Below are 20,187 nucleotides of genomic sequence, written 5' to 3' on the forward strand. Positions count from 1 at the left end.
GACATGCCGGCGGATACCCGACCGGCCGGGCCGCGCAAGGCGGCTGGAATCGCGTACCGTTGCCGCTCATGGGTGTGTCGCAACGGTTCAAGAGCAAGTTCCGGCGGTTCCTCCAGCGCCCGGGATCAACCGTGGATCTTGCTCCGCTGGAGAAGCTGCTGCCGGCGATCGAGGCGCGCGAGGATGACCTCGCCGCGCTGGACGACGCCGAGCTGACCGAGGCCGCCGGCGTCGCCGCCGGCTACGAGGAGATCTGCGCCGTCGGCCGCGAGGCCGCCCGCCGGGGCCTCGACCAGCGACCGTACGACGTACAGCTGCTCGGCGCGATGGCGCTGCTCTCCGGCAAGGTCGCCGAGATGGCCACCGGTGAGGGCAAGACGCTGACCGCCGCCATCGCCGCGTACGGGCACGTCCGGCTCGGCAACGGGCCGGTGCACGTGCTCACCGTCAACGACTACCTGGCCCGCCGCGACGCCCAGTGGATGGAACCCATCTACACGCTGCTCGGCCTGACCGTCGGTTGGGTCAACGAGGCGTCCACGCCGCAGGAGCGGCGCGACGCCTACAGCTGCGACGTCACCTATGTCTCGGTCAGCGAGGCGGGCTTCGACTACCTGCGCGACCAGTTGGTCACCGACGTGGCCGACCGGGTGCAGCCCGCGCTGGCCACCGCGATCATCGACGAGGCCGACTCGATCATGATCGACGAGGCCCGGGTGCCGATGGTCCTGGCCGGCGCGGTGCCGGGCGAGCAGGACCCGGTGCACGCCGCCGCCGCGCTGGTGCGCGGCCTGCGCAAGGGCCGGCACTACACGGTCGCCGAGGACGGGCGCAGCGTCGCCTTCACCTCCGCCGGCCTGGCCGCCGTCGAGGCCAAGCTCGGCATCGACCTGTACGACGAGGAGCACGTCGAGCAGCTCTCCGCGGTCCACGTGGCGCTGCACGCCCAGGCCCTGCTGCACCGTGACGTGGACTACATCGTCCGGGACGGCTCGGTCGAGCTGATCGACGAGATGCGCGGCCGGGTGGCCCAGCGCCGCCGCTGGCCCGACGGGCTCCAGGCGGCGGTCGAGGCCAAGGAGGGCCTGGACGCCACCGCCGAGGGCGAGGTGCTGGGCACCATCGCCGTGCAGGCGTTCATCGCGCTCTACCCGAAGGTGTGCGGCATGACCGCCACCGCGGTGCTGGTCGGCGACCAGTTGCGGGAGTTCTTCGGCCTGGAGGTCGCGGTTATCCCGCCGAACACCCCGTGTGTCCGCGAGGACGAGCCCGACCGGATCTACGCGACCCGCGCCGAGAAGGACGAGGCGCTGATCGACGAGATCCAGCGCTGGCACGCCAAGGGGCGTCCGGTGCTGGTCGGCACCCTCGACGTCAAGGAGTCCGAGGGGCTCGCCGCCGGGCTCAACGCGGCCGGCGTGTCCTGCGTGGTGCTGAACGCCAAGAACGACGACGAGGAAGCGGCGATCATCGCCGAGGCCGGCGCGTACGGCGCGGTGACCGTCTCCACCCAGATGGCCGGCCGGGGCGTCGACATCCGGCTCGGCGGCAGCGACCAGGCCGACCAGGAGCGGGTGGCCGAGCTGGGTGGCCTCTACGTGATCGGCAGCGGCCGGCACGACAGCCGTCGCGTCGACGACCAGCTGCGGGGCCGTGCCGGCCGGCAGGGCGACCCGGGTGGCTCGGTCTTCTTCGTCAGCCTGGAGGACGACCTGGTCGTCCGGCACGCCGCCGACGCGGTGCCGCCGTCGCCGCGGATGAACGCCGACGGCCTGGTCACCGACGAGCAGGTCGACTACGCGGTCGAGCACGCCCAGCGGGTCGCCGAGGGCGTCAACCACGAGATCCACCGCAACACCTGGCGCTACAGCGTGGTGATCGAGCAGCAGCGCATTGCCCTCGCCGCCCGCCGGGAGCGGCTGCTGACCAGCGACGTGGCCGCGCTGATGCTGCTGGACAAGGTGCCCGAGAAGGCCGGCGAGATGGACGAGGACCTGCTCGCCCGGGTGGCCCGTTCGATCGCGCTCTTCCACCTGGACCGGCTCTGGGCCGAGCACCTGGCCGAGCTGTCGGAGGTCCGCGAGGGCGTGCACCTGCGCGCGCTGGGCCGGCTCGACCCGCTGGACGAGTTCCACCGCGCGGCGGTGCCGGCGTTCAACAACCTCGTCCCGGAGATCGAGGCCCGCACCATCGCCACGTTCACCGAGACCGAATTCGATGAGGATTGGGAGCCCGAGGACGGCACCCTGATCCGGCCGACCGCCACCTGGACGTACCTGGTGCACGACAACCCGTTCGGCTCTGAGCTCGACCGGCTGATCGCCTCGATCGGCCGGCGGCTCAGCGGCGCGTCGCGCTGACCTGACCTCCGGGGCCTCTGCCACACCTCCGGGTGGGCAGAGGCCCCTCCTTACGCCGTTTCGATCCCGGTTTGCGAGGGTAGTAGGGCGGGTCGGTCAACTCGGAAGAGAGCAGACGATGGCACCTGTGACGACGTTGGCGGGATGCACGCGAGGGCGTACGAGGGCAGTGGAACGGTGAACCTGGACACGCGGGAACCGGTGGTCGAGCGACTCGGTGTGCTGGAGACCGCCGCGCTGTTGCGGGAGCTGACCGCCGGCCTGATCGGGTTGACCGATTTCGACGAGGCGCTGCTGGCACTGGTCCGGGTCACCCGCGACGCGGTGGCCGGGGTGCGCTGGTGCGGTTTCACCGCGCTGCGGGCCGGCGAGCCGGCCGGCGTGGCCGCCTCCGACGAGCGGCTGGCCGGCCTCGACGACCTGCGCCACGGGCCCGACTCGCCGGCGATGAGCGCGATCCGGCGTCGCGAGATGATCCTCGCGGTGGACCTGGCCGGCGAGTCACGCTGGCCGGCCTGGACGCCCCGCGCCCGCGACCTCGGCGTCCGTGGGGTCATCTCCGCCCCGCTGGACATCGACGACCAGGTCATCGGGGCGATCAACCTGTACGCTGCCGCGCCCGACGTCCTCACCCCGCAGCACCAGTTGACCGCGATGCTGCTCGCCGAACATGCCGGCCTGCTGCTGGCCGCCGTCCGGGACCGGAGCCGCCAGCAGGCGCTCGTCGGTGAGCGGGACGCCTCGCTCCTGCACGACGGTGTCATCGGGCAGGCCATCGGTGTGATCATGACGCAGCGCGGCTGCCCGGCGGCCGAGGCCCTCGACGTGCTGCGCACCGCCGCCTCGTCCCTGGACATCCCGCTGCGCGAGGTGGCCGAACGCCTCATCCGGACGGTGTCCCGCCCCCGCGAGACCTGACCTGACCTGCCCGCCGCGCGCCGCCGTGGCGGTGTGGCCGGCTCGGTCGCCGGGAGGTCGGGGCGTCCGAGCCGTGGTGACGGCGCGGTTTCCCGCGAGGATCAGGCCGGGCGTGCCCGTTCTCCCGGTCGGCGGCGAGTCGGGCGGCGTCGTTTCGCGCGACGAGGGGTCGGGTAGCACTCTGGTACTGGTGAGCTGCGCCGACCCTGGGGAGGAACGATGCAGAGCCGGCTGCGGGTGCAGGGGCATCCCATCCAACCGATGCTTGTGACGTTCCCGCTGGGGCTCTTCGTCAGCGCCGCCGTCTTCGACCTCACCGACGTCCTCGGCGGGCCGGCCTTCCTCGGTGAGGTCGGCTACTGGACCGGTGTCGCAGCCCTGTTCGCCGCCGCGATGACGGCGGTCGCGGGCATGGTCGACCTGTGGGACGTGCCGGTCGACGGCACCCGCCGCACCGCCATCGCCTTCAACCTGGTGAACGCGGCCATGGCGGGCCTGTTCCTGGTCACCTGCCTGGTGCGCGCCCACTCGCCGGACCGGGGCGCGACGGTCGCGATCCTGGCCACCGAGCTGGTCGCGCTGACCGCCGGTGGGATGGGTGTGCACCTGGGCGCGCGGCTCATGCGCCAGTTCGACGCGGGCCGGGCCGAGACCGGCGGCCTGGACACCCTCGCCGGTGGCACCGTCGAGGTCGCCCGCCCCCGCCCGTGACCGACCCGGCGCACGCGCCGGCAGAATCGGCGGCCCGGCGCACGCGCCGGCAGAATCGGCGGCCCGGTGCTTGCGCCGGCAAATCGGTTGCCCGCCGTCCGGCCGGACGGCGAGGCTGACCGCCATGAGCGCCGAACGTGATGCCGAGGAGTTGATCGCGGAGGCGGCCGCCGCGCCGGTCGACGGCTGGGGCTTCGACTGGCTGTCCGGTCGGGCCACCGAGGAACGTCCACCCTGGGGGTACGCCGGATTGGTCGCCGAACGGATGGCGCGCGCCGACGCCGCGCTGGACGTGGACACCGGTGGCGGCGAGGTGCTGGCCGAGATTCCGTACCCGCCGAAGGTGTTGGTGGCGACCGAGGCGTGGCCGCCGAACGTCGAGGTCGCCCGGCGGACCCTGCGCCCGCTCGGAGCGACGGTGGTGACGGTCGCCCCCGACTCGGCGCTGCCGTTCCGGGACGGGTCCTTCGACCTGGTGGTCAGCCGACATCCGGTGCGCACCGACTGGGCCCAGACGGCCCGGGTGCTGCGCCCCGGCGGCACGTTCCTGTCCCAGCAGATCGGTCCGGGCACCATGCGTGAGCTGAGCGAGGCGATCCTCGGCCCGCTGCCTCCGCCGGACGGGCGGCACCCCGCCGCCGCGGTCGCCGCGGCCGAGGCCGCCGGGCTGCGGGTGGTCGACCTGCGCCGGGCCACGCTGCGCGCGACCTTCCACGACATCGGCGCGGTCGTCTGGTTCCTGCGCAAGGTGGTCTGGACGGTGCCGGGCTTCACGGTGGACCGCTACCGCCCCGAACTGCTCGCCCTGCACCGCCGCATCACGGCCGAGGGCGCCTTCGTCGCCCACGCCCGACGTTTCCTCATCGAGGCCACCCGCCCCACCTCGACGCGCTGATCATGACGCTGCCCGGGGCGTCGCGCCCCGGGGTACGGGTCAGTGGGGGTGGGTCTGGTGGTGGGTTGCCAGGATGTCGGCGCCGAAGTCGCTGGCGGGGCGGCGGAGCACGGTGTGCGCGTGGTTGCCGTCGTCGCTTGTGTTGTCGTACTCGATCAGCAGGTCGTCGCCCTGCACCCGGTAGTAGTGCCGCTGGCCGGGCCTCGTCGGGCCGGCCCAGGCGAAGTGCAGCTGGCCGCCCTCGACGCGGGCCGCCTCCTGCACGGCCAGTTCGGGAGGCAGCCGGTCCAGGTAGAGCGCGACGACCTGGTCGAGCAGCGCGCGGCCGGTCGGGCCGAGCCGGTCGGCCGGCACGCCGAGCGGTTCGAGGGGCCCGTCGACCCGCCCGCGGGTGGCGCTGATGATGTCCGTCGGCGCCTCGTCGGCGATGATCGCGGCGGCCCGCCCGGCCGGCCCGAGCGCGTCGAGCAGGGCGCGGGCCAGGTCCTCCTCGGCAGCGAGCGGTCGGGAGATGGTGTGCCCGGCGTAGCGCACCGCCGCCGGGTTGGCGCCGAAGAAGATCGGCGCGGGGGAGACCTGGTCGTCGACCACGGTCATGGTCACCGACAGGTGGTGCCCTTCGAGCCGCCACGCCCAGCGGTCGTCGCGGGCCGGGTCACCGAACACCGCGATCCAGTAGTCGCCGCTGTGCCGCCCGCGGTGCCAGCCCTCGGCGCGGTCGAGGACTTCCTCCAGCGCGATGATCGCCATGGCCTGCGCGTACGCCGACGGGCTGAGCGCGGTGGCCAGCAGCCGGTGCGCGGCCTTGCGCCCGGCGACGTCCAGCTCGGCCAGGCAGACGCCGGGGCGGGGGCGGGGCCGGTACTCCAGCCAGCGCCGGGCCGACTCGTCGTCGAACGGGTACACGGCGCCGATGCGGGTCGCGGGGTCGAGCGCGGCCAGCAGCGCGGTGCCGGCGGCACGCATCTGTTCGGGCAGGGGATCTTCCACCGACCCTGTATACCGGCCCGTCGGGTGCCGCGTCAGCCGGCCCGCAGCAGCGCGGCCATCTCCGGCAGGTCGAAGAACTGCGCGGTCTCGGCCGCCGACGGGTTGCCGTGCGCCGGATCGGCCCCGGCGGCGAGCAGCGCGCGGACGGCGTCGGCGCTGCTGCGGAAGACCGCGGCGGCGAGTGCGGTCTGACCTCGGTCGTTGGTACGGGTGTGGTCCGCGCCGCGGGCCAGCAGAGCGGCCACCGTGTCCGGGTGGGCGTGGTAGGCGGCCAGGATCAGCAGCGTGTCGCCCTTGTCGTTGGTCAGGTTGACCGGCAGACCGGCGTCGACCTGGGCGGCCAGCTCCTCGGTGGAGCCCGCGCGGGCCAGGTCGAACATCCGGTGCGCGAACGCCAGGGTCTCGGCGTCAAGGTCATCGGTCACCGGTCCAGGGTAGTCGCCGAGGTCCTGATAGGTTGCTCGGCCGGCGCGGTGGGGGAGGGGTCCGATGGGTGAGACGGTCTACGTGGGCAACGCGGGCGTCGACGGCGTCGGCAACGGTGGCTGGCTGCTCGGGCACTTCGCGCCGCCGGACGAGATCCGGCACAGCACCGACGTCGAGGTGAAGTGGGGCGTGCACCCGCCCGGGGAGGCCCGCGCGCGGTGGGCGACCGGCGAGCGTCGGACCACCCTGCTGGTGCTGGTCGACGGGTGCTTCCGGGTGGAGCTGCCGGACCGGACGGTCCGGTTGGCCGCACCCGGCGACTACGTGGTGTGGGCGCGGGGCGTGGATCATTCCTGGTACTCGGAGCGCGCCTCGGTGGTGCTGACCGTGCGCTGGCCGTCGCTGCCCGGCTACCGGGTGGGCCCCCCGGTTCTGCGCTGAGCCCGAGCGGTCGCCTGCTCGCCTCCCGGCATGTGGAATTACCTACTAAACCTATAGGCTTTGCCGGCTAGAGTACGGAGGCACCCCGCCGAACGACCCGCTGAGGAACCACCGATGACCCACGATCGCCCGGCACCCGACCTGCTCGCCGTCGCCGCCCGGTGGGCCGACCCGGCCGGCTGGCCGGTCGCACTGCGCTTCGACCCCACCGAGCGCTGGTACGCCCGGCTCGCCACCGCCGACGACCACGAGGTGTGGGCCCTGAGCTGGCTGCCCGGCCAGGGCACCGACCTGCACGACCATGGCGGCTCCGCCGGCGCGTTCCGGGTGGTCGCCGGCGCCCTCACCGAGGAGACGGTCAGCCGTGCGGCGCTGCGCCCCCGTCTGCTGCCCGCCGGCGCCGCCCGCCGCTTCGGCCCCCGCCACGTCCACCAGGTCACCAACCGTGGCCCGGTGCCGGCGGTCAGCGTGCACGTCTACCGGCCGGCGCTGCGCCGGATGACCCGCTACGACCTCCTCGACGGGCGCCTGCGGGTCGCCGAGGTCGCCGAGGCTGGCCGGTCCTGGTGAGCCTCTCGTTCGCACCGCCCTCTCGTCACCGGAAGGAATCGATAATGCAGGTCACCGCCGAGCACTGTCCGGCACCCGTGCCACCGCCGGGCTCCCGGGGCATCGACGAGATCCTGGCCGCCGCGCGAGCCCGCCTCGACCGACTGGACCCGGAGCGGGCGCACCTGGCGTGCCGGGCCGGCGCGTTGCTTGTCGACATCCGGCCGGCCGCCCAGCGCGCCGCGCACGGCGTCGTGCCCGGCTCGCTCACGATCGAGCGCAACGTGCTGGAGTGGCGCTTCGACCCGCGGTGCCCGGCCCGGCTGCCCGAGGCGGTCGACTACGACGTGCCGGTGGTCGTCATCTGCCAGGAGGGCTACACCTCGTCGCTGGCCGCCGCCGCGTTGCAGGACATCGGCCTGCACCGGGCCACCGACGTCGACGGCGGTTTCGCCGCCTGGCGCATCGCCGGCCTGCCGGCGCTCGGCCCCACCCCGCTGCACCGCGCATCCCCCCTCGCGCCCCCGGTCACCGCCGGCTGGGCGCGCAGCTGACCCCCACGCCGCACCGGGCGTGGCAGGCGTACCGCCATCTCAGGAGGCACGATGTCCGTCGTCGCGATCCCCACCCGTCCCTACTCGCCGGGTCACCCGGGCCGGGCCGCCGTCCGCCCGCGTACCGGCCCGACCCTGACCATCACCCTCGACCTGGCCCCCGGGCCGATGAGCCCTCGGTTGGCCCAGCTGGTGCAGCTGCTCGGCGAGCTGGCCGAGGCCGGGGAGGGTCGGCTGCGCCCCGCTGACGACGTGCCGTCGACGCCGCGACCGCTGCCGCGCCCCGCCTCCGCCGAGGTGCCCGCCGCCGACACCGACGGGGCCGACGTGCGCATCCTGGCCGGCTCGCGGGTGGTCCGCCTGGGCGACCGGGTGGTCGCGCTGACCCGCATCGAGTACGACCTGCTGCTCTTCCTCGCCGAGCGTCCGCGCCGGGTCTTCACCCGCCTCCAGCTGCTGTCGAACGTCTGGGGCTACGAACACGCCGTGGCCCGCACCGTGGACGTGCACGTCCGGCGGCTGCGCGCCAAGCTGGCCGGGGCAGAGGTGGTCACGACCGTCTACGGGGTGGGTTACCGGCTGGGCGACGAGGCGCGGATCAGCGTCGACCACACCCGCTGAGCAGCGCTCGTGCGGCGGTCCGCAGGCGACGGCGGTGGCATGGTGAACAGGACGGGGACCCCCGTATCGGGGCATCCTGGCGGCTCTGCTGTAATCATCAGGCTTCGTACGCAGAGCGAGCATCCGGCTCCGATGTGTTCGTCAATTGTCACATTCATGCAACGCAGCCGCCTCTTGACCCTCGCCCGGGCGCCCGGAAGCATCGATGAAGCGGCGTCCCGGGCCGTGGGGAGATACCCGGACCAGCCCAAGGAGGACCATGTCGGTCAGCCCCGCCTCGTCGCGCGCCGGATGGCATACGTCCCAACCCGCGGTGCCCGGTCGACCTCCCGGCGGTCAACGCCGCCCGGCGAACACCGCCGCGCCCATGCTCACCGTGACGCTGTCCATCCCGCTGGCCTGTGAGGAGTCGCTGACCCCGCCGGCCCGGCGGCTGCTCGAAGCCGCGCGCGAGATGCTGGAGCGGGGCGAGGGCGTGATCACCTCCGTTCCGGCCGAGCGTCGCGCCGACGGGGTGCCGGCGAACCGGGCGCCCGCCCGAGCCCTCACCCCGACGATCCCCGCCCTGCACATCCTCGCGGCGTCCCGGTCGGTGCTGCGCGACGACGAGCCGCTGCCGCTGACCCGGCTGGAGTTCGACCTCCTGCTGCATCTGGTCGCCCACCCCCGCCGGGTGTTCACCCGGCTGCAACTGCTCAACGCCGTCTGGGGCTATGAGCACGCCGGCGTCCGCACCGTTGACGTGCACGTGCGCCGGCTGCGCGGCAAGGTCGGCGTGGACGTTCCCCTGGTCACCACCGTCTACGGCGTCGGCTACCGGCTGGCCGACGACGCCCGCGTCACCGTCGACCGCACCGGCTGACCGTCCGACGACCGCCCGTTCGGCACGCGGGGCAGGATGGTTCGGTGCGCATCCGTCCCATCTCGCCCGACCTGCTCGTCGCCGAACTGACCGGCCGGCTCGACGACGCCTCCCGCACCGTCGAGCCCGCCCGGCTGCGCGTGGCGATCGACGGCGCCCCCGCCGCCGGCCCGGACGAGCTGGCCGCCGCGCTGGTCGACCCGCTGCGCGCCCGGGGCCGCCCGGTCCTGCACGTCCGCGCCGCCGACTTTCTCCGACCCGCCTCGCTGCGCTTCGAACTCGGCCGCACCAACCCGGACGCCTACTACGAGGGCTGGAACGACGAGGCCGGCCTGCGCCGCGAGGTGCTCGACCCGGCCGGCCCCGGCGGCGACGGGCGGGTGCTGCCGTCGCTGTGGGACGCCGTCGCCGACCGGGCCAGCCGCGCCCGGTACGTCGACCTGCCACCCGGCGGCGTGGTCCTGGTCAGCGGCGCGCTCCTGCTCGGTGGGGCGCTGCCCTTCGACGTGACCGTCCACCTTCAGCTGTCCCCGGCGGCGCTGCGCCGCCGCACCGGTCCGGCCGACGAGTGGACCCTGCCGGCCTTCGACCGCTACGCCGAGGAGGTGGTCCCCGCCAGCTTCGCCGACGTGGTGGTACGCGCCGACGACCCCCGTCACCCCGCGCTCGTGCAGGCCGGCGGCAGCTGAGAAATCGTCGGTTTGCGTGTCACGTCCGCCGGGTACTCGCCCGGCTCACAGAGCGTGGGTGACCGCCCGCGTACCGGATGCGACCGTTGACCGGGGCCCACGCCGCCGGCACCCGGTTCACCTTGAGCCACCCGGCCCAGGAAAGGCAGGCAGCGATGCTCGTCCACGACACGGTCGGTACGGGCCGATCCCAGACGGAGATCGACCAGATCCGGCACTCCCTGCAGGCGCGTTACGACGAGCTGACCGCCGAGTACGAGCAGGCCGTGCTGCAGAGTCAGGTGCTGCGTCTGGTGGAGGTCGGTGACACCGCCGGCGACGACCAGGCCGACAGCGGCACCAAGACGGCCGAGCGCGACACCGCGCAGTCCCTGCTGCGGACCATCCTCGACCGGCGCACCCAGTACGAGCACGCCCTGGGCCGCCTCGCCGAGGGCACGTACGGCTGGTGCGAGGGCTGCTCGGCGGCGATCCCGGTGGAGCGCCTGGAGATCTTCCCGGCCGCGACCACCTGCGTGACCTGCAAGCAGACCCGCGAGCGGCGGGCGGCCTGAGCGACGGCAGCGGTTGCCGGTCGGTCCACGACACGATGGACTTCCCCCATGGGTGACATCCTGGTGGGCACCGCGTCCTGGACCGACCGCACACTGCTCGACTCGGGCTGGTATCCCCAGACCGCGGACACGCCGGAGAAGCGCCTGGCGTACTACGCCCGGCAGTTTCCGCTGGTCGAGGTGGACGCGACCTATTACTCACCGCCCGCCGAGGCGACCGCACGGCTGTGGGCCGAGCGCACCCCGGCGGGCTTCACGTTCAACATCAAGGCCTTCAGCCTGCTCACCGGGCATCCCACCCGGGTCGGCGCGCTCTACAAGGACCTGCGGCCGGAGACGGACAAGAAGAACGTCTACCCCGACGACCTGCCCGCGCAGGCGTACGAGGAGGTGTGGACGCGTTTTCTGTCCGCGCTGGACCCGCTGGTCGAGGCGGGCAAGCTCGGGGCGCTGCTGTTCCAGTTCCCGCCCTGGTTCACGATCAAGCGGGCCAACAAGCAGTACCTGCTGGAGGTGGCGAAGCGCTGTGCGCCGCTGCGACCGGCCTACGAGTTCCGCCACGCGTCCTGGTTCGACGGCGACAACGCCGACGAGACCCTCGCCTTCCTCAGCGAGCACCGGCTGCCGTACGTCTGTGTGGACATGCCGCAGGGCCACCGCTCGTCGGTGCCCCCGGTGCTGGCCGCCACCGGCGACCTCGCGGTGATGCGCTTTCACGGCCACAGTGACAAGTGGACCAGCAAGGACATCCACGAGAAGTTCGGCTACCACTACTCCAAGCGGGAGCTGGCCGACTGGGCGCCGAAGCTGCGCGAGCTGGCCGACTCCGCCGGGCAGACCCACGTCCTCATGAACAATTGTTACCGGGACTTCGCCCAGACCAACGCGAAAACCCTCGCGAATCTCCTCGACGTCGGCTGACCTCACCCGATCCGGGTGGGGCCGGCTCACCCGCCCGACCGGCACGGTGGACACGGTGGGTACGGCCGCACGGAGGTGGCCGACGCCGGAGAGGACACGGAGGTGACGGGGGATGACGGTTCGAGTGGTGACGGATCGACGGCGGGGCGCCGTCCTGCACGTGGTCGGCACTGCCGACAACACCCGGCGCGCGCCACAGGGCACCCCGGTACGGGCCCGCCGCGGCCCGGTGGGGCCGCCGCGACGCGCTGACGACCGACGGTGGGACACGACGGAACGGGGGTCGACCGATGGCTGAAGCGATGATCTCCGCTTTCGAGAGTTCGCTGGACAAGACGAACCTGATCCTCAAGGACATCGAGAACGCCTACGGGTGGCCGAAGGAGCAGCGCAACCAGTCGTACGCGGCGCTGCGTACCGTGCTGCACCTGCTGCGCGACCGGTTGCCGGTCAACGAAAGCGTCGAGTTCGCCCAGCAGTTGCCGGTGCTGGTCCGGGGGATCTACTTCGACGGCTGGAACCCGTCGGACGTGCCGATCAAGCTCAACCGCGACGACTTCCTCTACGAGGTCCGGCAGGGCTTCCCGTACGACGTCGAGGGCGGCGCGGAGCGGGTGACGCAGGTGGTGCTGGACACCCTGCGTCGGCACGTCACCCAGGGCGAGTGGCAGGACGTGAAGGACACCATGCCGAAGAATCTCGCCACGTTCATGCCGTGACGCCGTGACGCGTGAGCCCGCCCGACGACGCCGTCGGGCGGGCTCAGCGCTCGGCCGCGTCGGCCTCGGCAGCGGAGGGCACCCGCGACACCGGATGACCGGCCGCGCGGGCCAGCGCCGCGAAGGCGACGGCGTCGGTGACGGCCGCGCCGCCGGGGTCGTTGTTGAAATAGACGTACGCCGGCTCGTCCGCGCCGAACGCGTCGGTGAGCCGGCGAACCCACGAGCCGAGCGCGGTACGACCGTAGTGCGGCCACGGTCGGGCCCGCCCCTCGTGCAGCCGCAGGTAGCCAAAGTCGGTGGTACGCCAGCGGGGCGCCACCGGACGACCGAGGCGATCCGCCCAGACCAGCGCGGCCCGCCGCCGTTCCAGGACGGCACGGGTGGCGTCGGTCCACCATGACGGGTGCCGCGGCTCGACCGCCACCCGCACCTGCGCCGGGAACAGCCGCAGCGTCGCGTCGAGCGCCTCGACGTCCGCCCGCAGGTTCGGTGGCAGTTGCAGCAGCACCGGCCCGAGCCGGTCACCGAGAGCCGTGGCCCGGCCGAGGAACCGGGCCACCGGCTCGGCCGGGTCCCGCAGACGTCTGATGTGGGTGAGGTAGCGGCTCATCTTCACCGCCACGCAGAAGTCCGCCGGTGTCCGCGCCCGCCACGCCGCGAACGTCTCCCGCTCCGGCAGCCGGTAGAAGGCGTTGTTGACCTCGACGGTGGCGAAGCCCGCGGCGAAGTGCTCCAACCAGAGTCGCTGCGGCAGCCGCTGCGGGTAGAAGCGGCCCCGCCAGTCCCGGTACTGCCAACCGGAGGTGCCGACCAGGATCACCTCCCCATCCTGACACCGACCGCCACCGCCCGCGAACCGCCCGTGTCGCCCCGGTTCGGCGTCTACGGTGTGGGTTAGAGAAGATCGCGCGTGGGGTACCACCCGCAGCACGACGGACCCCGGCGTACGGCGGGGCGGCACACCCGAGGGAGTACCGATGGCACTCAACGACGATGACATGCAGACCACGGGCGGCGGAGGCATGGAAGGCCCGGCCGACGGTGGAGCGACCCCGGGTCACCAGGACGGCGGCGCCGATGGTGGCGCGGAGGGTCCGGCCGATGGCGGTGCGACCCCGGGTCACCAGGACGGCGGCGCCGATGGTGGCGCGGAGGGTCCGGCCGATGGCGGTGCGACCCCGGGTCACCAGGACGGCGGCGCTGACGGTGGCGCGGAGGGTCCGGCCGATGGCGGTGCGACCCCGGGTCACCAGGACGGCGGCGCTGACGGCAGCGCCCGGTAACGGACCGTCATGACGCACCTCGACCCGCCGGGCGGCCACGGCCGCCCGGCGGTTCCGTCCTCGGGCGCCGCCGCCGCGCTGGCCCGCTGTGTCTCGGTCGAGCCGGCCAAGTTCGCCGCCGCGCACTGGGGGCACACCCCGCTGCTGTCCCGCGCCGCCGAGCTGCCCGACCCGGCCGGCTTCACCGACCTGTTCAGCCCCGCCGACGCCGACGAGCTGCTCAGCCGGCGCGGTCTGCGTACCCCGTTCCTGCGGGTCGCCAAGGACGGCCAGCTCGTGCCGGCGGCGCGGTGGACCGGCGGCGGCGGCGCCGGCGCGGAGATCGGCGACCAGGTCCTCGACGAGCGGGTCCTGGAGCAGTACGCCGCCGGCGCCACCCTGGTCCTGCAGGGCCTGCACCGGATCTGGCCGCCCCTGGTCGACTTCGCCCGCGACCTGGGCCTCGCGCTGAACCAGCCGCTGCAGATCAACGCCTACCTCACCCCCGCGGGCAGCCAGGGCTTCGCCACCCACTACGACACCCACGACGTCTTCGTGCTCCAGGTCGACGGCCGCAAGCACTGGCGGATCCACCCGCCGGTGCTGCCCGACCCGCTGGAGAAGCAGCCGTGGGGCGGCCGCGCCGACGAGGTTTCCGCCACCGCGCAGGGCCCCGCCGCGCTGGACGTGGTGCTCGCCCCCGGCGACGCCCTCTACCTGCCCCGCGGCTGGCTGCACAGCGCGCAGGCCCAGGACGCCAGCTCCCTGCACCTGACCGTGGGCATCCGCGCGCTGACGCGCTATGCCCTGGTCGAAGAGTTGCTCGCGCTGGCCGCCGAGGACCAGCGGCTGCGTGCCAGCCTGCCGTTCGGCACCGACGTGGCCGACCCCGACGCCATCGAGCCGGAGCTGACCGAGACGGTGGAGGCGCTGCGGGACTGGCTGCTGCGCGCCGACCCGGCCGCCGTCGCGGCGCGACTGCGCCACCGCGCCTGGCCGGCCGCCCGACCGGCGCCGATCCGGCCGCTCGCCCAGGCCGGCGCCGTGGCCACGCTGGATGCCGACTCCCGGCTCACCCTGCGTCCGGGCCTGCGCTGGCAGCTCGTGCCGCACGGGTCGGACCAGGTGGCGCTGCGCCTGTTCGACCGCACCATCACCCTGCCGGCGGACTGCGAGCCGGCGGCCCGCGCCCTGCTGGGCGGGACGGTCACCCGCGTCGGTGACCTGCCCGGTCTGCCCGACGACGCGGACCGGGTCACCCTGGCCCGCCGCCTACTGCGCGAGGCCGTCCTGATCCCGGCCTGACTGAGTCCCACCCCCGGCCTGCCGGGCCGATGTGGCTGACGAGCGGTATACCTCAGAGGCATAAATATGACTCTGAGGTATACCGCTCACCACCGCATTCGCCTCGACGGACGTGACCGACAGTGACCGCCGCCAGCGGGCCCCAGTCGTCGGCTCCGCTCAGCGGCCGAGCACCAGCAGCAGCGCGGTGGCCACCAAGCCGGCGCCGAGCACCACGGTGATCGGGCGCGGGCCGAGCAGCGCGTGCCGGCGGTCGGCCAGCACCCGCGCCGGCACGAGACCGATCAACGGCCCGAGCAGGGTCACCACCAGCGCCAGCACCGGCATCCCGACCGCCAGGTCCCCGCCGTACCCGACGCCGAGGGCCCGCGCGCCGGAGCCCAGCGCGTACGCCACGACCGCGCCGGCCACCCCGCAGAGCGCCAGCAGCGGGTTGACCGAGCTCGGCAGCTCACCGGGCTGCCCGGCCCGGTCGAGCAGGTCCCGGGCCCGGCCGAGCAGCAGCACCGGCTCGCCGGCCGCACTGCCGTTGGTTGGCGCGGGCGGCGCACCGAGACGGCGGGCGCCGAGGCGGGCCCGCACCTGCTGCCACAGGTGCGCCACCTCGGCGTCGACGCGTTCCTGCTCCTCGCGGGCCGCCACCAACTCCTCCTCGGCGCGGCGCACCTGGTCGGCGGCGTCGGCGACGGCCCGCTCGGCCGCCGCGCACTGCCGCTCGTACCACGTGTGCGCCTCGGCGCGCTGCTCGCGTACCCGGGCGCTCAGCTCGGCCAGTCGCCGCAGCTGCGCCGTGTAGGTGTCACTGGTCACCGGTTGGTTCATCGCGACGGTCCATAGGGGATGAGCACCTGGCCGGTGCGGTGCACCGCCCGGTCGAAGAAGAGCCCGCGCCACGGCCGGGGATACCAGTCCGGGCCGCCGGTGCCCGGATAGAGCGAGGCGCCCAACTCGCCGCCGTGCGCGTCAAGCGCCACCCAGGCGCCGATCTGGTCGGTGCGGGCGGCCGGGCCGCCCAGGTCCGCGCGCATCCGCGCCACGCCCCGCCACCAGGCCAGCACGTGGGTGCGCCGCTCCGGTCCGTCGTGCAGGATGCGGCGCAGCTGCTCCAGGCCGGTGCGCCGACCCGTGCGCGCGGCGAGGGCGCCGGCGGCCGCGTCGACCGCGAACAGCAGCAGGTAGTGCGGGCTGCCGGGGCCGGACAGCCCGTCGGCCGTCTCGGTCATCAACTCGCCGACGGTCTCCTCGTCGTACCAGGAGGCGTCGTCGGCGAGGTCGTCGTAGAGCGCGCGGGCGATCGGATCGGCGTCCGGGTCGAGGCAGGCGATGGAGAACCGGGCGGTGCCCGGCGGGTGTTGGCGGGCCAGCGACCGGGCCGCCGAGTCGAGCACCGCGCACGCCTCGTCCACCCGTGTGCCCAGCACCGCCAGGTTGCGCCCGGGTGCGCGCGGCAGCCGTAGCGCCGCCGAGCGGGACTGCACGTCGATGATCTCGCCGAGCAGGGCCACCGGGTTGCGCGGCGCGCGGCCGTCCGGCGGCGCGGCGAGCGCCCGGAAGTCCGGGGCCTCGTCCAGCCGGGGGATCGCGTCACCGTCGAAGAGTCGGGCCGGCGCGGCGTCCGGCGGGCGCATCCGCCACAGCCGGTGTTGCAGGCCGCTCCACGTCTCCCAGTCGCTTGCCGACGGGATCCGCGCGACCTCGTTGCCCTCCACCATGCCGGACTCGGCGTTGACCACCGCGTGCCAGCGGGGCAGCGACTGTGCCGCGTCGTTGCGCTCGGCCAGGATCCGCAACGCCTTCGGCAGCGCGATCCGCAACGTGAACTGGGCGACCAGCGCCGGACGGCCCCACAGCGCCTCGATGCCCCGCACGTCCTGCGAGGCGAGCACCAGGTGGATGCCCTGCGACCGGCCGCGGCGGGCCAGGTCCTCCAGCAGGTCGGCGGCCTCCCGCGCGACCACGTCCCGGCCGGCCAGCAGCATCTGGAACTCGTCGACCACGGCGACGATCCGGGGCCAGTGCCCGGTCGGGTCGACCGCGCGCAGCTCGGCCAGCTTGGTCACCTCGTGCTTCTTGGCGGCGTCGGCGCGGCGACGCAGCTCCTCGGTGAGGAACCGCAGCAGCGCCAACCCGAACTCCCGGTCGGTGTTGACGTTGATGCCGACCAGGCGCATGTGCGGCAGCCAGCTCGGGTCACGCCGGCCCTGCGCGAACCGGGCGAAGGACACCCCCTCCTTGAAGTCCAGCAGATAGAACTCCAGCTCGGCGGGGGAGTAGCGGGCGGCGAGGGCGCCGATCCACGCGAAGATCAGGTTGGTCTTGCCGGTGCCGGACGGTCCGCCGATCAGCGCGTGCGGTGGATAGTCGCCCAGGGTCAGGCGCACCGGTCGGCCCTGCGGCCCCTCACCGATCGGGGCGGTCAGCCCGCTGGCCGAGTCCTCCCGCCACATCTGCTCCGGTGGGGGCAGCAGGTCGGCGAAGGGGGTCGGCGGCGGGCCGGCGTTGACCTGGGCCGCGATCTCCCGGCAGGTCTCGGTGACCAGCGTCGCCGGTGGCGGCGGGTCCAGCCGGACCGACAGGCCGGACGGGCCGCCGATCCGCGCGCCGGACGCCTCGGTCACCACCCGGGTCACCGTCGGGTCGTCCGGCAGGGGGACGCCCCGGACCACCAGGTGCACCCCGCAGGCGGCGCCGGCGCGGACCACTCGTTCGAGCTGGCCGCGTTCGTGCCGGCTCAGCTCGTCGCCGCCGAGCAGCACCGCCACCCGCCAGGGCTCGGGGCGGCGGCCGGTCGCCGCGGCCAGCTCCCGCAGTGAGCCGTGTTCGCCGGCCAGCACCGTCTCGTTGATGCGGCGGATCTGCTCGACCAGGTCGTCCAGCAGCGGGCCCAACCCGCCCGGGCCGACGAAGGTGAGCAGCCCCGCGGTGCCCAGGGGCGCGAACCCGGCCAGGCCGCCGCCGAGGTGCTCCGGGTCGTACCCGACCAGTCGTACCCCGCCCGGGTCGGCGCGGCCGACGGCCCGCAACAGCAGCGCGGACACGACCGCGTCGCAGCCGGCGCGGTCGTCCCCGGACAGGTGCACGTGCCCGGCGTCGAGGAGCGGCACCAGCGCGGGCACCGGGTCGACGTCGTCGATCCGGACCGTGCCGACCCGCACCGCACCGGGCGGCTCGGCCCGGCGGGTGGGCGTGGGCGTCCAGCCCGGCCAGTCGGCGCCGGCGCAGCCGGGCGCCTCCCGGCGGGCGGCATCGGCGGCGTGGCGGGCCAGCTCGGCGATCCCGGTGGCGTGCCGGGCGTCGATCTCGGCGAGGCGACGGTCCCGTTGGGCGCCCACCCGCTGCGGTACGGCGGCGGCCGCCCGCCGGACCCGGGTCAGCCGTTCGCGGCCCGCCGTCAGCTCGGCCTGGGCGGCCGACAACCGGGTACGCGTGGCACCCAGCGCCTCGGAGAGGGTGTCCCGGATGCGGGTGGCGAGCTGGCCACGCCGGTCAGCCATCGGAACCCCGGCGGGCCGGCGCGTCCCGCCACGGACTGCCGGTCCGCGGCGGCAGCCCGGCGCCCCGCTGCGGCACGACGCCGCCGGACGCCTGCCTACCGCTAACCGCGCCAGGACGTGGAACGACGCCGCCGGAGGGTGGCTCGGGGGACCGTGGATTCGCCTTCGCGGAGCGTTGCTCAGCGGGGCGCGGACCCGCGTCGCCGGGGCGCTGGTCACCGGTGGCCTGCGGCGTGCCGGTGCCGACGGGCAGGTCCCGGCCGAGGCGAGCGAGCAGCAGCGCGGTTGCCACGCCGGCGGTGACCGCGGAGTCGGCGGCGTGGGGCGGCTCTCCCGACGCGCGGGGTGGCGGCATCCGGCACACCCGGGTCAGCAGCGTCTCCAGCACCGGCGGCGGCAACCCGGGCAGCAGGTCCCGGACCCGCCCGTCCAGCTCGCCGCGCAGCCGGCCGAGGTCGGCGGCGCGGGGCGGATGCCCCAGCAGCTCACCGGCCAGCTCCCGCAGCAGCGGTGGCGCGAGCGCGGCCATGCCGAGCCCCACGTCGGCGGGCGCCCGCCGCAGCTCGGTGCGCAGCCGGTCCCGGTCACCGGCGCGCACCCCGCCGACGACCCGGCGCAGCAGCTCCTGCGAGTCGCGCAGCCGCTCGTCGGGCTCGTCCGCGCCGCCGTCGCGCCCGCCGGTCAACTCGGCCACCCGCACCGACCACCAGCGACGCATCCGAACCTGCTCGGCCTGCTCGGGCACCACGGTGGTCGGCCCGTGCGGCGGGGCCGCGTCGTGGCGCGGGTCGCGCTGCTGCGGGCGGGGCGGCGGGGCGCCGTCGGCGGCCAGCCCGATCGCGGCCAGATACGCCGACAGCTGCTCCTGCGCCACCCGCAGCGCGTAGTTGGCGCTCTCGGCGTGCTCGGTCGCGGCGGACAGCTCGGGCACCCCCATCGGGTTGGCCGACTCCTGTCGTACCCAGCGCAGCCGTTCCGCGGCCAGGCCGAACTTCTCCAGGGCCTGCCCGAGCAGGCCGACCGGGAACTCCTCGCTGGCCGCGCGGACCTGGCCGCCGATGTCCTCGATGATGGACACGGTGGCCTACAGGGTGGAGACGTAGAGCTGCGCCTGCTCGACCGCGACCAGTGTCGCGGCGAGACACTCCTCCAGCTCCTGGCTGGCCTGGGTCAGCGACGCCTGGGCCGCCTCGACCGTCTCGTGCCCGCTGCCCTCCAGCGCGCCGGCCAGGGTCTGCTGCGCCTCGGCGAGCTTCTCACCGGCCGCCTGGACGGCTGTCTGCCCGTCGCCGATCTGTTGGAGAGCGACATCGATGGCAGCCTTCAGCTCGGCGACGCTCGCCACGGCGGAACCTCCTGGGGGCGGGGAGATCTCCATTAGAGCTTACTGGCGTCCATGGGAGAACATCCGCCCTGGCGGTGTTCCTGCCCGACTGACCGTTAACCCACCTGAAGTGCCGGGAGTCCGTTCTGTGGGAGTCCCAGTATGAGAACTTCTCAATTATCGCGGAGCCAGCGCGGGCCGTACACCTCGGCGCCGAGGGCGGTGACCCGCTCGCGCAACTCCCGGTCGGCGGTGACGACCAGCCGACGGCGCTGCGGCGCCGCCTGCACCAGCTCGACCACCGTGTCGTCGCCGGAGCCGGGGGCGGAGACCACGCGGACGTCGTCGGTGCCGGGCACGTCCCGGGCAGCGCCCTCGACCACGAGGACCACCTCGACCGGGGCGGTCAGACGGGCGGGCAGGCCCGTGGCGGCCACCGGGGCCAGGGAGTCCCGCAGCCGGGCGGCGGCCCCGGCCCGGTCCCGCCACCATCCGTTCGGGCGCGAGCCCACCACGTTGGCGCCGTCCACTATCAGCAGCGGGTTCTCAGTCATGGCGTCAGCCTGCCACCTGCGGCCGGCGCCGGCCC

23 protein-coding genes are annotated in these 20,187 nt (G+C 74.3%); 15 read left to right on the forward strand and 8 right to left on the reverse strand.

Going from position 1 to position 20,187, the window contains the following annotated elements:
* Positions 1–68: 68 nt before the first annotated feature.
* From secA2 to ABZU53_RS22520, 4 genes are all read left to right on the forward strand, one after another.
* A complete protein-coding gene (gene secA2 / locus ABZU53_RS22505; protein WP_354862116.1) occupies positions 69–2,360 on the forward strand; it encodes an accessory Sec system translocase SecA2 in 2,292 nt (763 codons plus the stop codon).
* A gap of 177 nt (positions 2,361–2,537) precedes the next feature.
* Positions 2,538–3,278 (forward strand): GAF and ANTAR domain-containing protein, encoded by a 741-nt coding sequence (locus ABZU53_RS22510; protein WP_354862123.1) that lies wholly within the window; start codon positions 2,538–2,540, stop codon positions 3,276–3,278.
* Positions 3,279–3,497: 219 nt separating this feature from the next.
* Complete coding sequence (locus tag ABZU53_RS22515) at positions 3,498–3,989, forward strand: DUF2231 domain-containing protein (RefSeq protein ID WP_354862118.1); 492 nt, start codon at positions 3,498–3,500, stop codon at positions 3,987–3,989.
* Between the two features lie 124 nt (positions 3,990–4,113).
* Entirely contained in the window at positions 4,114–4,884 is a 771-nt protein-coding gene (locus ABZU53_RS22520) for a class I SAM-dependent methyltransferase (protein WP_355067263.1), read from the forward strand.
* Positions 4,885–4,923: 39 nt separating this feature from the next.
* Here ABZU53_RS22520 and ABZU53_RS22525 read toward each other — a convergent pair whose 3' ends face one another.
* Both ABZU53_RS22525 and ABZU53_RS22530 read right to left on the reverse strand, forming a co-directional pair.
* Entirely contained in the window at positions 4,924–5,874 is a 951-nt protein-coding gene (locus tag ABZU53_RS22525) for a DUF3500 domain-containing protein (RefSeq protein WP_355067264.1), read from the reverse strand.
* A gap of 32 nt (positions 5,875–5,906) precedes the next feature.
* The gene (locus ABZU53_RS22530) at positions 5,907–6,299 is read right to left on the reverse strand and encodes an ankyrin repeat domain-containing protein (RefSeq protein ID WP_354860322.1); all 393 of its coding nucleotides are present in this window, start codon (positions 6,297–6,299) and stop codon (positions 5,907–5,909) included.
* 64 nt (positions 6,300–6,363) lie between these two features.
* Here ABZU53_RS22530 and ABZU53_RS22535 point away from each other — a divergent pair, with 64 nt between their 5' ends.
* The 9 genes from ABZU53_RS22535 to ABZU53_RS22575 all read left to right on the forward strand — a co-directional run bounded on the left by ABZU53_RS22535 (position 6,364) and on the right by ABZU53_RS22575 (position 12,210).
* Positions 6,364–6,741, forward strand: coding sequence for a signal peptidase I (locus ABZU53_RS22535; protein ID WP_355067265.1), 378 nt, complete (start codon positions 6,364–6,366; stop codon positions 6,739–6,741).
* Between the two features lie 114 nt (positions 6,742–6,855).
* Complete coding sequence (locus ABZU53_RS22540) at positions 6,856–7,311, forward strand: cysteine dioxygenase family protein (protein WP_355067266.1); 456 nt, start codon at positions 6,856–6,858, stop codon at positions 7,309–7,311.
* Positions 7,312–7,355: 44 nt separating this feature from the next.
* The gene (locus tag ABZU53_RS22545; RefSeq protein ID WP_355067267.1) at positions 7,356–7,844 is read left to right on the forward strand and encodes a rhodanese-like domain-containing protein; all 489 of its coding nucleotides are present in this window, start codon (positions 7,356–7,358) and stop codon (positions 7,842–7,844) included.
* 51 nt (positions 7,845–7,895) lie between these two features.
* Positions 7,896–8,465, forward strand: a complete 570-nt coding sequence (locus ABZU53_RS22550; protein ID WP_355067268.1) for a winged helix-turn-helix domain-containing protein — start codon at positions 7,896–7,898, stop codon at positions 8,463–8,465.
* A gap of 259 nt (positions 8,466–8,724) precedes the next feature.
* Complete coding sequence (locus ABZU53_RS22555; RefSeq protein WP_354860331.1) at positions 8,725–9,327, forward strand: winged helix-turn-helix domain-containing protein; 603 nt, start codon at positions 8,725–8,727, stop codon at positions 9,325–9,327.
* A gap of 44 nt (positions 9,328–9,371) precedes the next feature.
* On the forward strand, positions 9,372–10,016 hold the full coding sequence (locus tag ABZU53_RS22560; RefSeq protein ID WP_354860332.1) for a uridine kinase: 645 nt from the start codon (positions 9,372–9,374) through the stop codon (positions 10,014–10,016).
* A gap of 155 nt (positions 10,017–10,171) precedes the next feature.
* Positions 10,172–10,570: a TraR/DksA C4-type zinc finger protein gene (locus ABZU53_RS22565; RefSeq protein ID WP_007459738.1), complete on the forward strand. Its 399-nt coding sequence runs from the start codon at positions 10,172–10,174 to the stop codon at positions 10,568–10,570.
* A gap of 48 nt (positions 10,571–10,618) precedes the next feature.
* A complete protein-coding gene (locus ABZU53_RS22570; RefSeq protein WP_354860334.1) occupies positions 10,619–11,491 on the forward strand; it encodes a DUF72 domain-containing protein in 873 nt (290 codons plus the stop codon).
* 290 nt (positions 11,492–11,781) lie between these two features.
* Positions 11,782–12,210 carry a DUF2267 domain-containing protein gene (locus tag ABZU53_RS22575; RefSeq protein ID WP_354860335.1) on the forward strand — a complete coding sequence of 143 codons (429 nt, stop codon included), beginning with the start codon at positions 11,782–11,784 and terminating at the stop codon, positions 12,208–12,210.
* A 43-nt stretch (positions 12,211–12,253) separates the two neighbouring features.
* On the opposite strand, the gene ABZU53_RS22580 is transcribed toward ABZU53_RS22575, so the two are convergent.
* Positions 12,254–13,033, reverse strand: a complete 780-nt coding sequence (locus ABZU53_RS22580; RefSeq protein ID WP_354860337.1) for a DUF72 domain-containing protein — start codon at positions 13,031–13,033, stop codon at positions 12,254–12,256.
* Positions 13,034–13,190: 157 nt separating this feature from the next.
* Here ABZU53_RS22580 and ABZU53_RS22585 point away from each other — a divergent pair, with 157 nt between their 5' ends.
* On the forward strand, positions 13,191–13,496 hold the full coding sequence (locus ABZU53_RS22585; RefSeq protein WP_355067269.1) for a hypothetical protein: 306 nt from the start codon (positions 13,191–13,193) through the stop codon (positions 13,494–13,496).
* A gap of 9 nt (positions 13,497–13,505) precedes the next feature.
* A complete protein-coding gene (locus ABZU53_RS22590; RefSeq protein ID WP_355067270.1) occupies positions 13,506–14,780 on the forward strand; it encodes a cupin domain-containing protein in 1,275 nt (424 codons plus the stop codon).
* A gap of 159 nt (positions 14,781–14,939) precedes the next feature.
* On the opposite strand, the gene ABZU53_RS22595 is transcribed toward ABZU53_RS22590, so the two are convergent.
* The 5 genes from ABZU53_RS22595 to ABZU53_RS22615 all read right to left on the reverse strand — a co-directional run bounded on the left by ABZU53_RS22595 (position 14,940) and on the right by ABZU53_RS22615 (position 20,152).
* The gene (locus ABZU53_RS22595) at positions 14,940–15,602 is read right to left on the reverse strand and encodes a hypothetical protein (RefSeq protein WP_354860340.1); all 663 of its coding nucleotides are present in this window, start codon (positions 15,600–15,602) and stop codon (positions 14,940–14,942) included.
* Positions 15,599–18,274 (reverse strand): FtsK/SpoIIIE domain-containing protein, encoded by a 2,676-nt coding sequence (locus ABZU53_RS22600; RefSeq protein WP_355067271.1) that lies wholly within the window; start codon positions 18,272–18,274, stop codon positions 15,599–15,601. Before ABZU53_RS22600 ends, ABZU53_RS22595 begins: the two co-directional genes overlap by 4 nt.
* Complete coding sequence (locus ABZU53_RS22605) at positions 18,267–19,352, reverse strand: hypothetical protein (protein ID WP_355067272.1); 1,086 nt, start codon at positions 19,350–19,352, stop codon at positions 18,267–18,269. Before ABZU53_RS22605 ends, ABZU53_RS22600 begins: the two co-directional genes overlap by 8 nt.
* 6 nt (positions 19,353–19,358) lie before the next feature.
* Entirely contained in the window at positions 19,359–19,619 is a 261-nt protein-coding gene (locus ABZU53_RS22610; RefSeq protein WP_007076395.1) for a hypothetical protein, read from the reverse strand.
* A gap of 152 nt (positions 19,620–19,771) precedes the next feature.
* On the reverse strand, positions 19,772–20,152 hold the full coding sequence (locus tag ABZU53_RS22615) for a hypothetical protein (RefSeq protein WP_234582026.1): 381 nt from the start codon (positions 20,150–20,152) through the stop codon (positions 19,772–19,774).
* Between the last annotated feature and the right edge of the window lie 35 nt (positions 20,153–20,187).

This window comes from Micromonospora sp. NPDC005194 (assembly GCF_040608335.1).
GTDB lineage: Bacteria > Actinomycetota > Actinomycetes > Mycobacteriales > Micromonosporaceae > Micromonospora.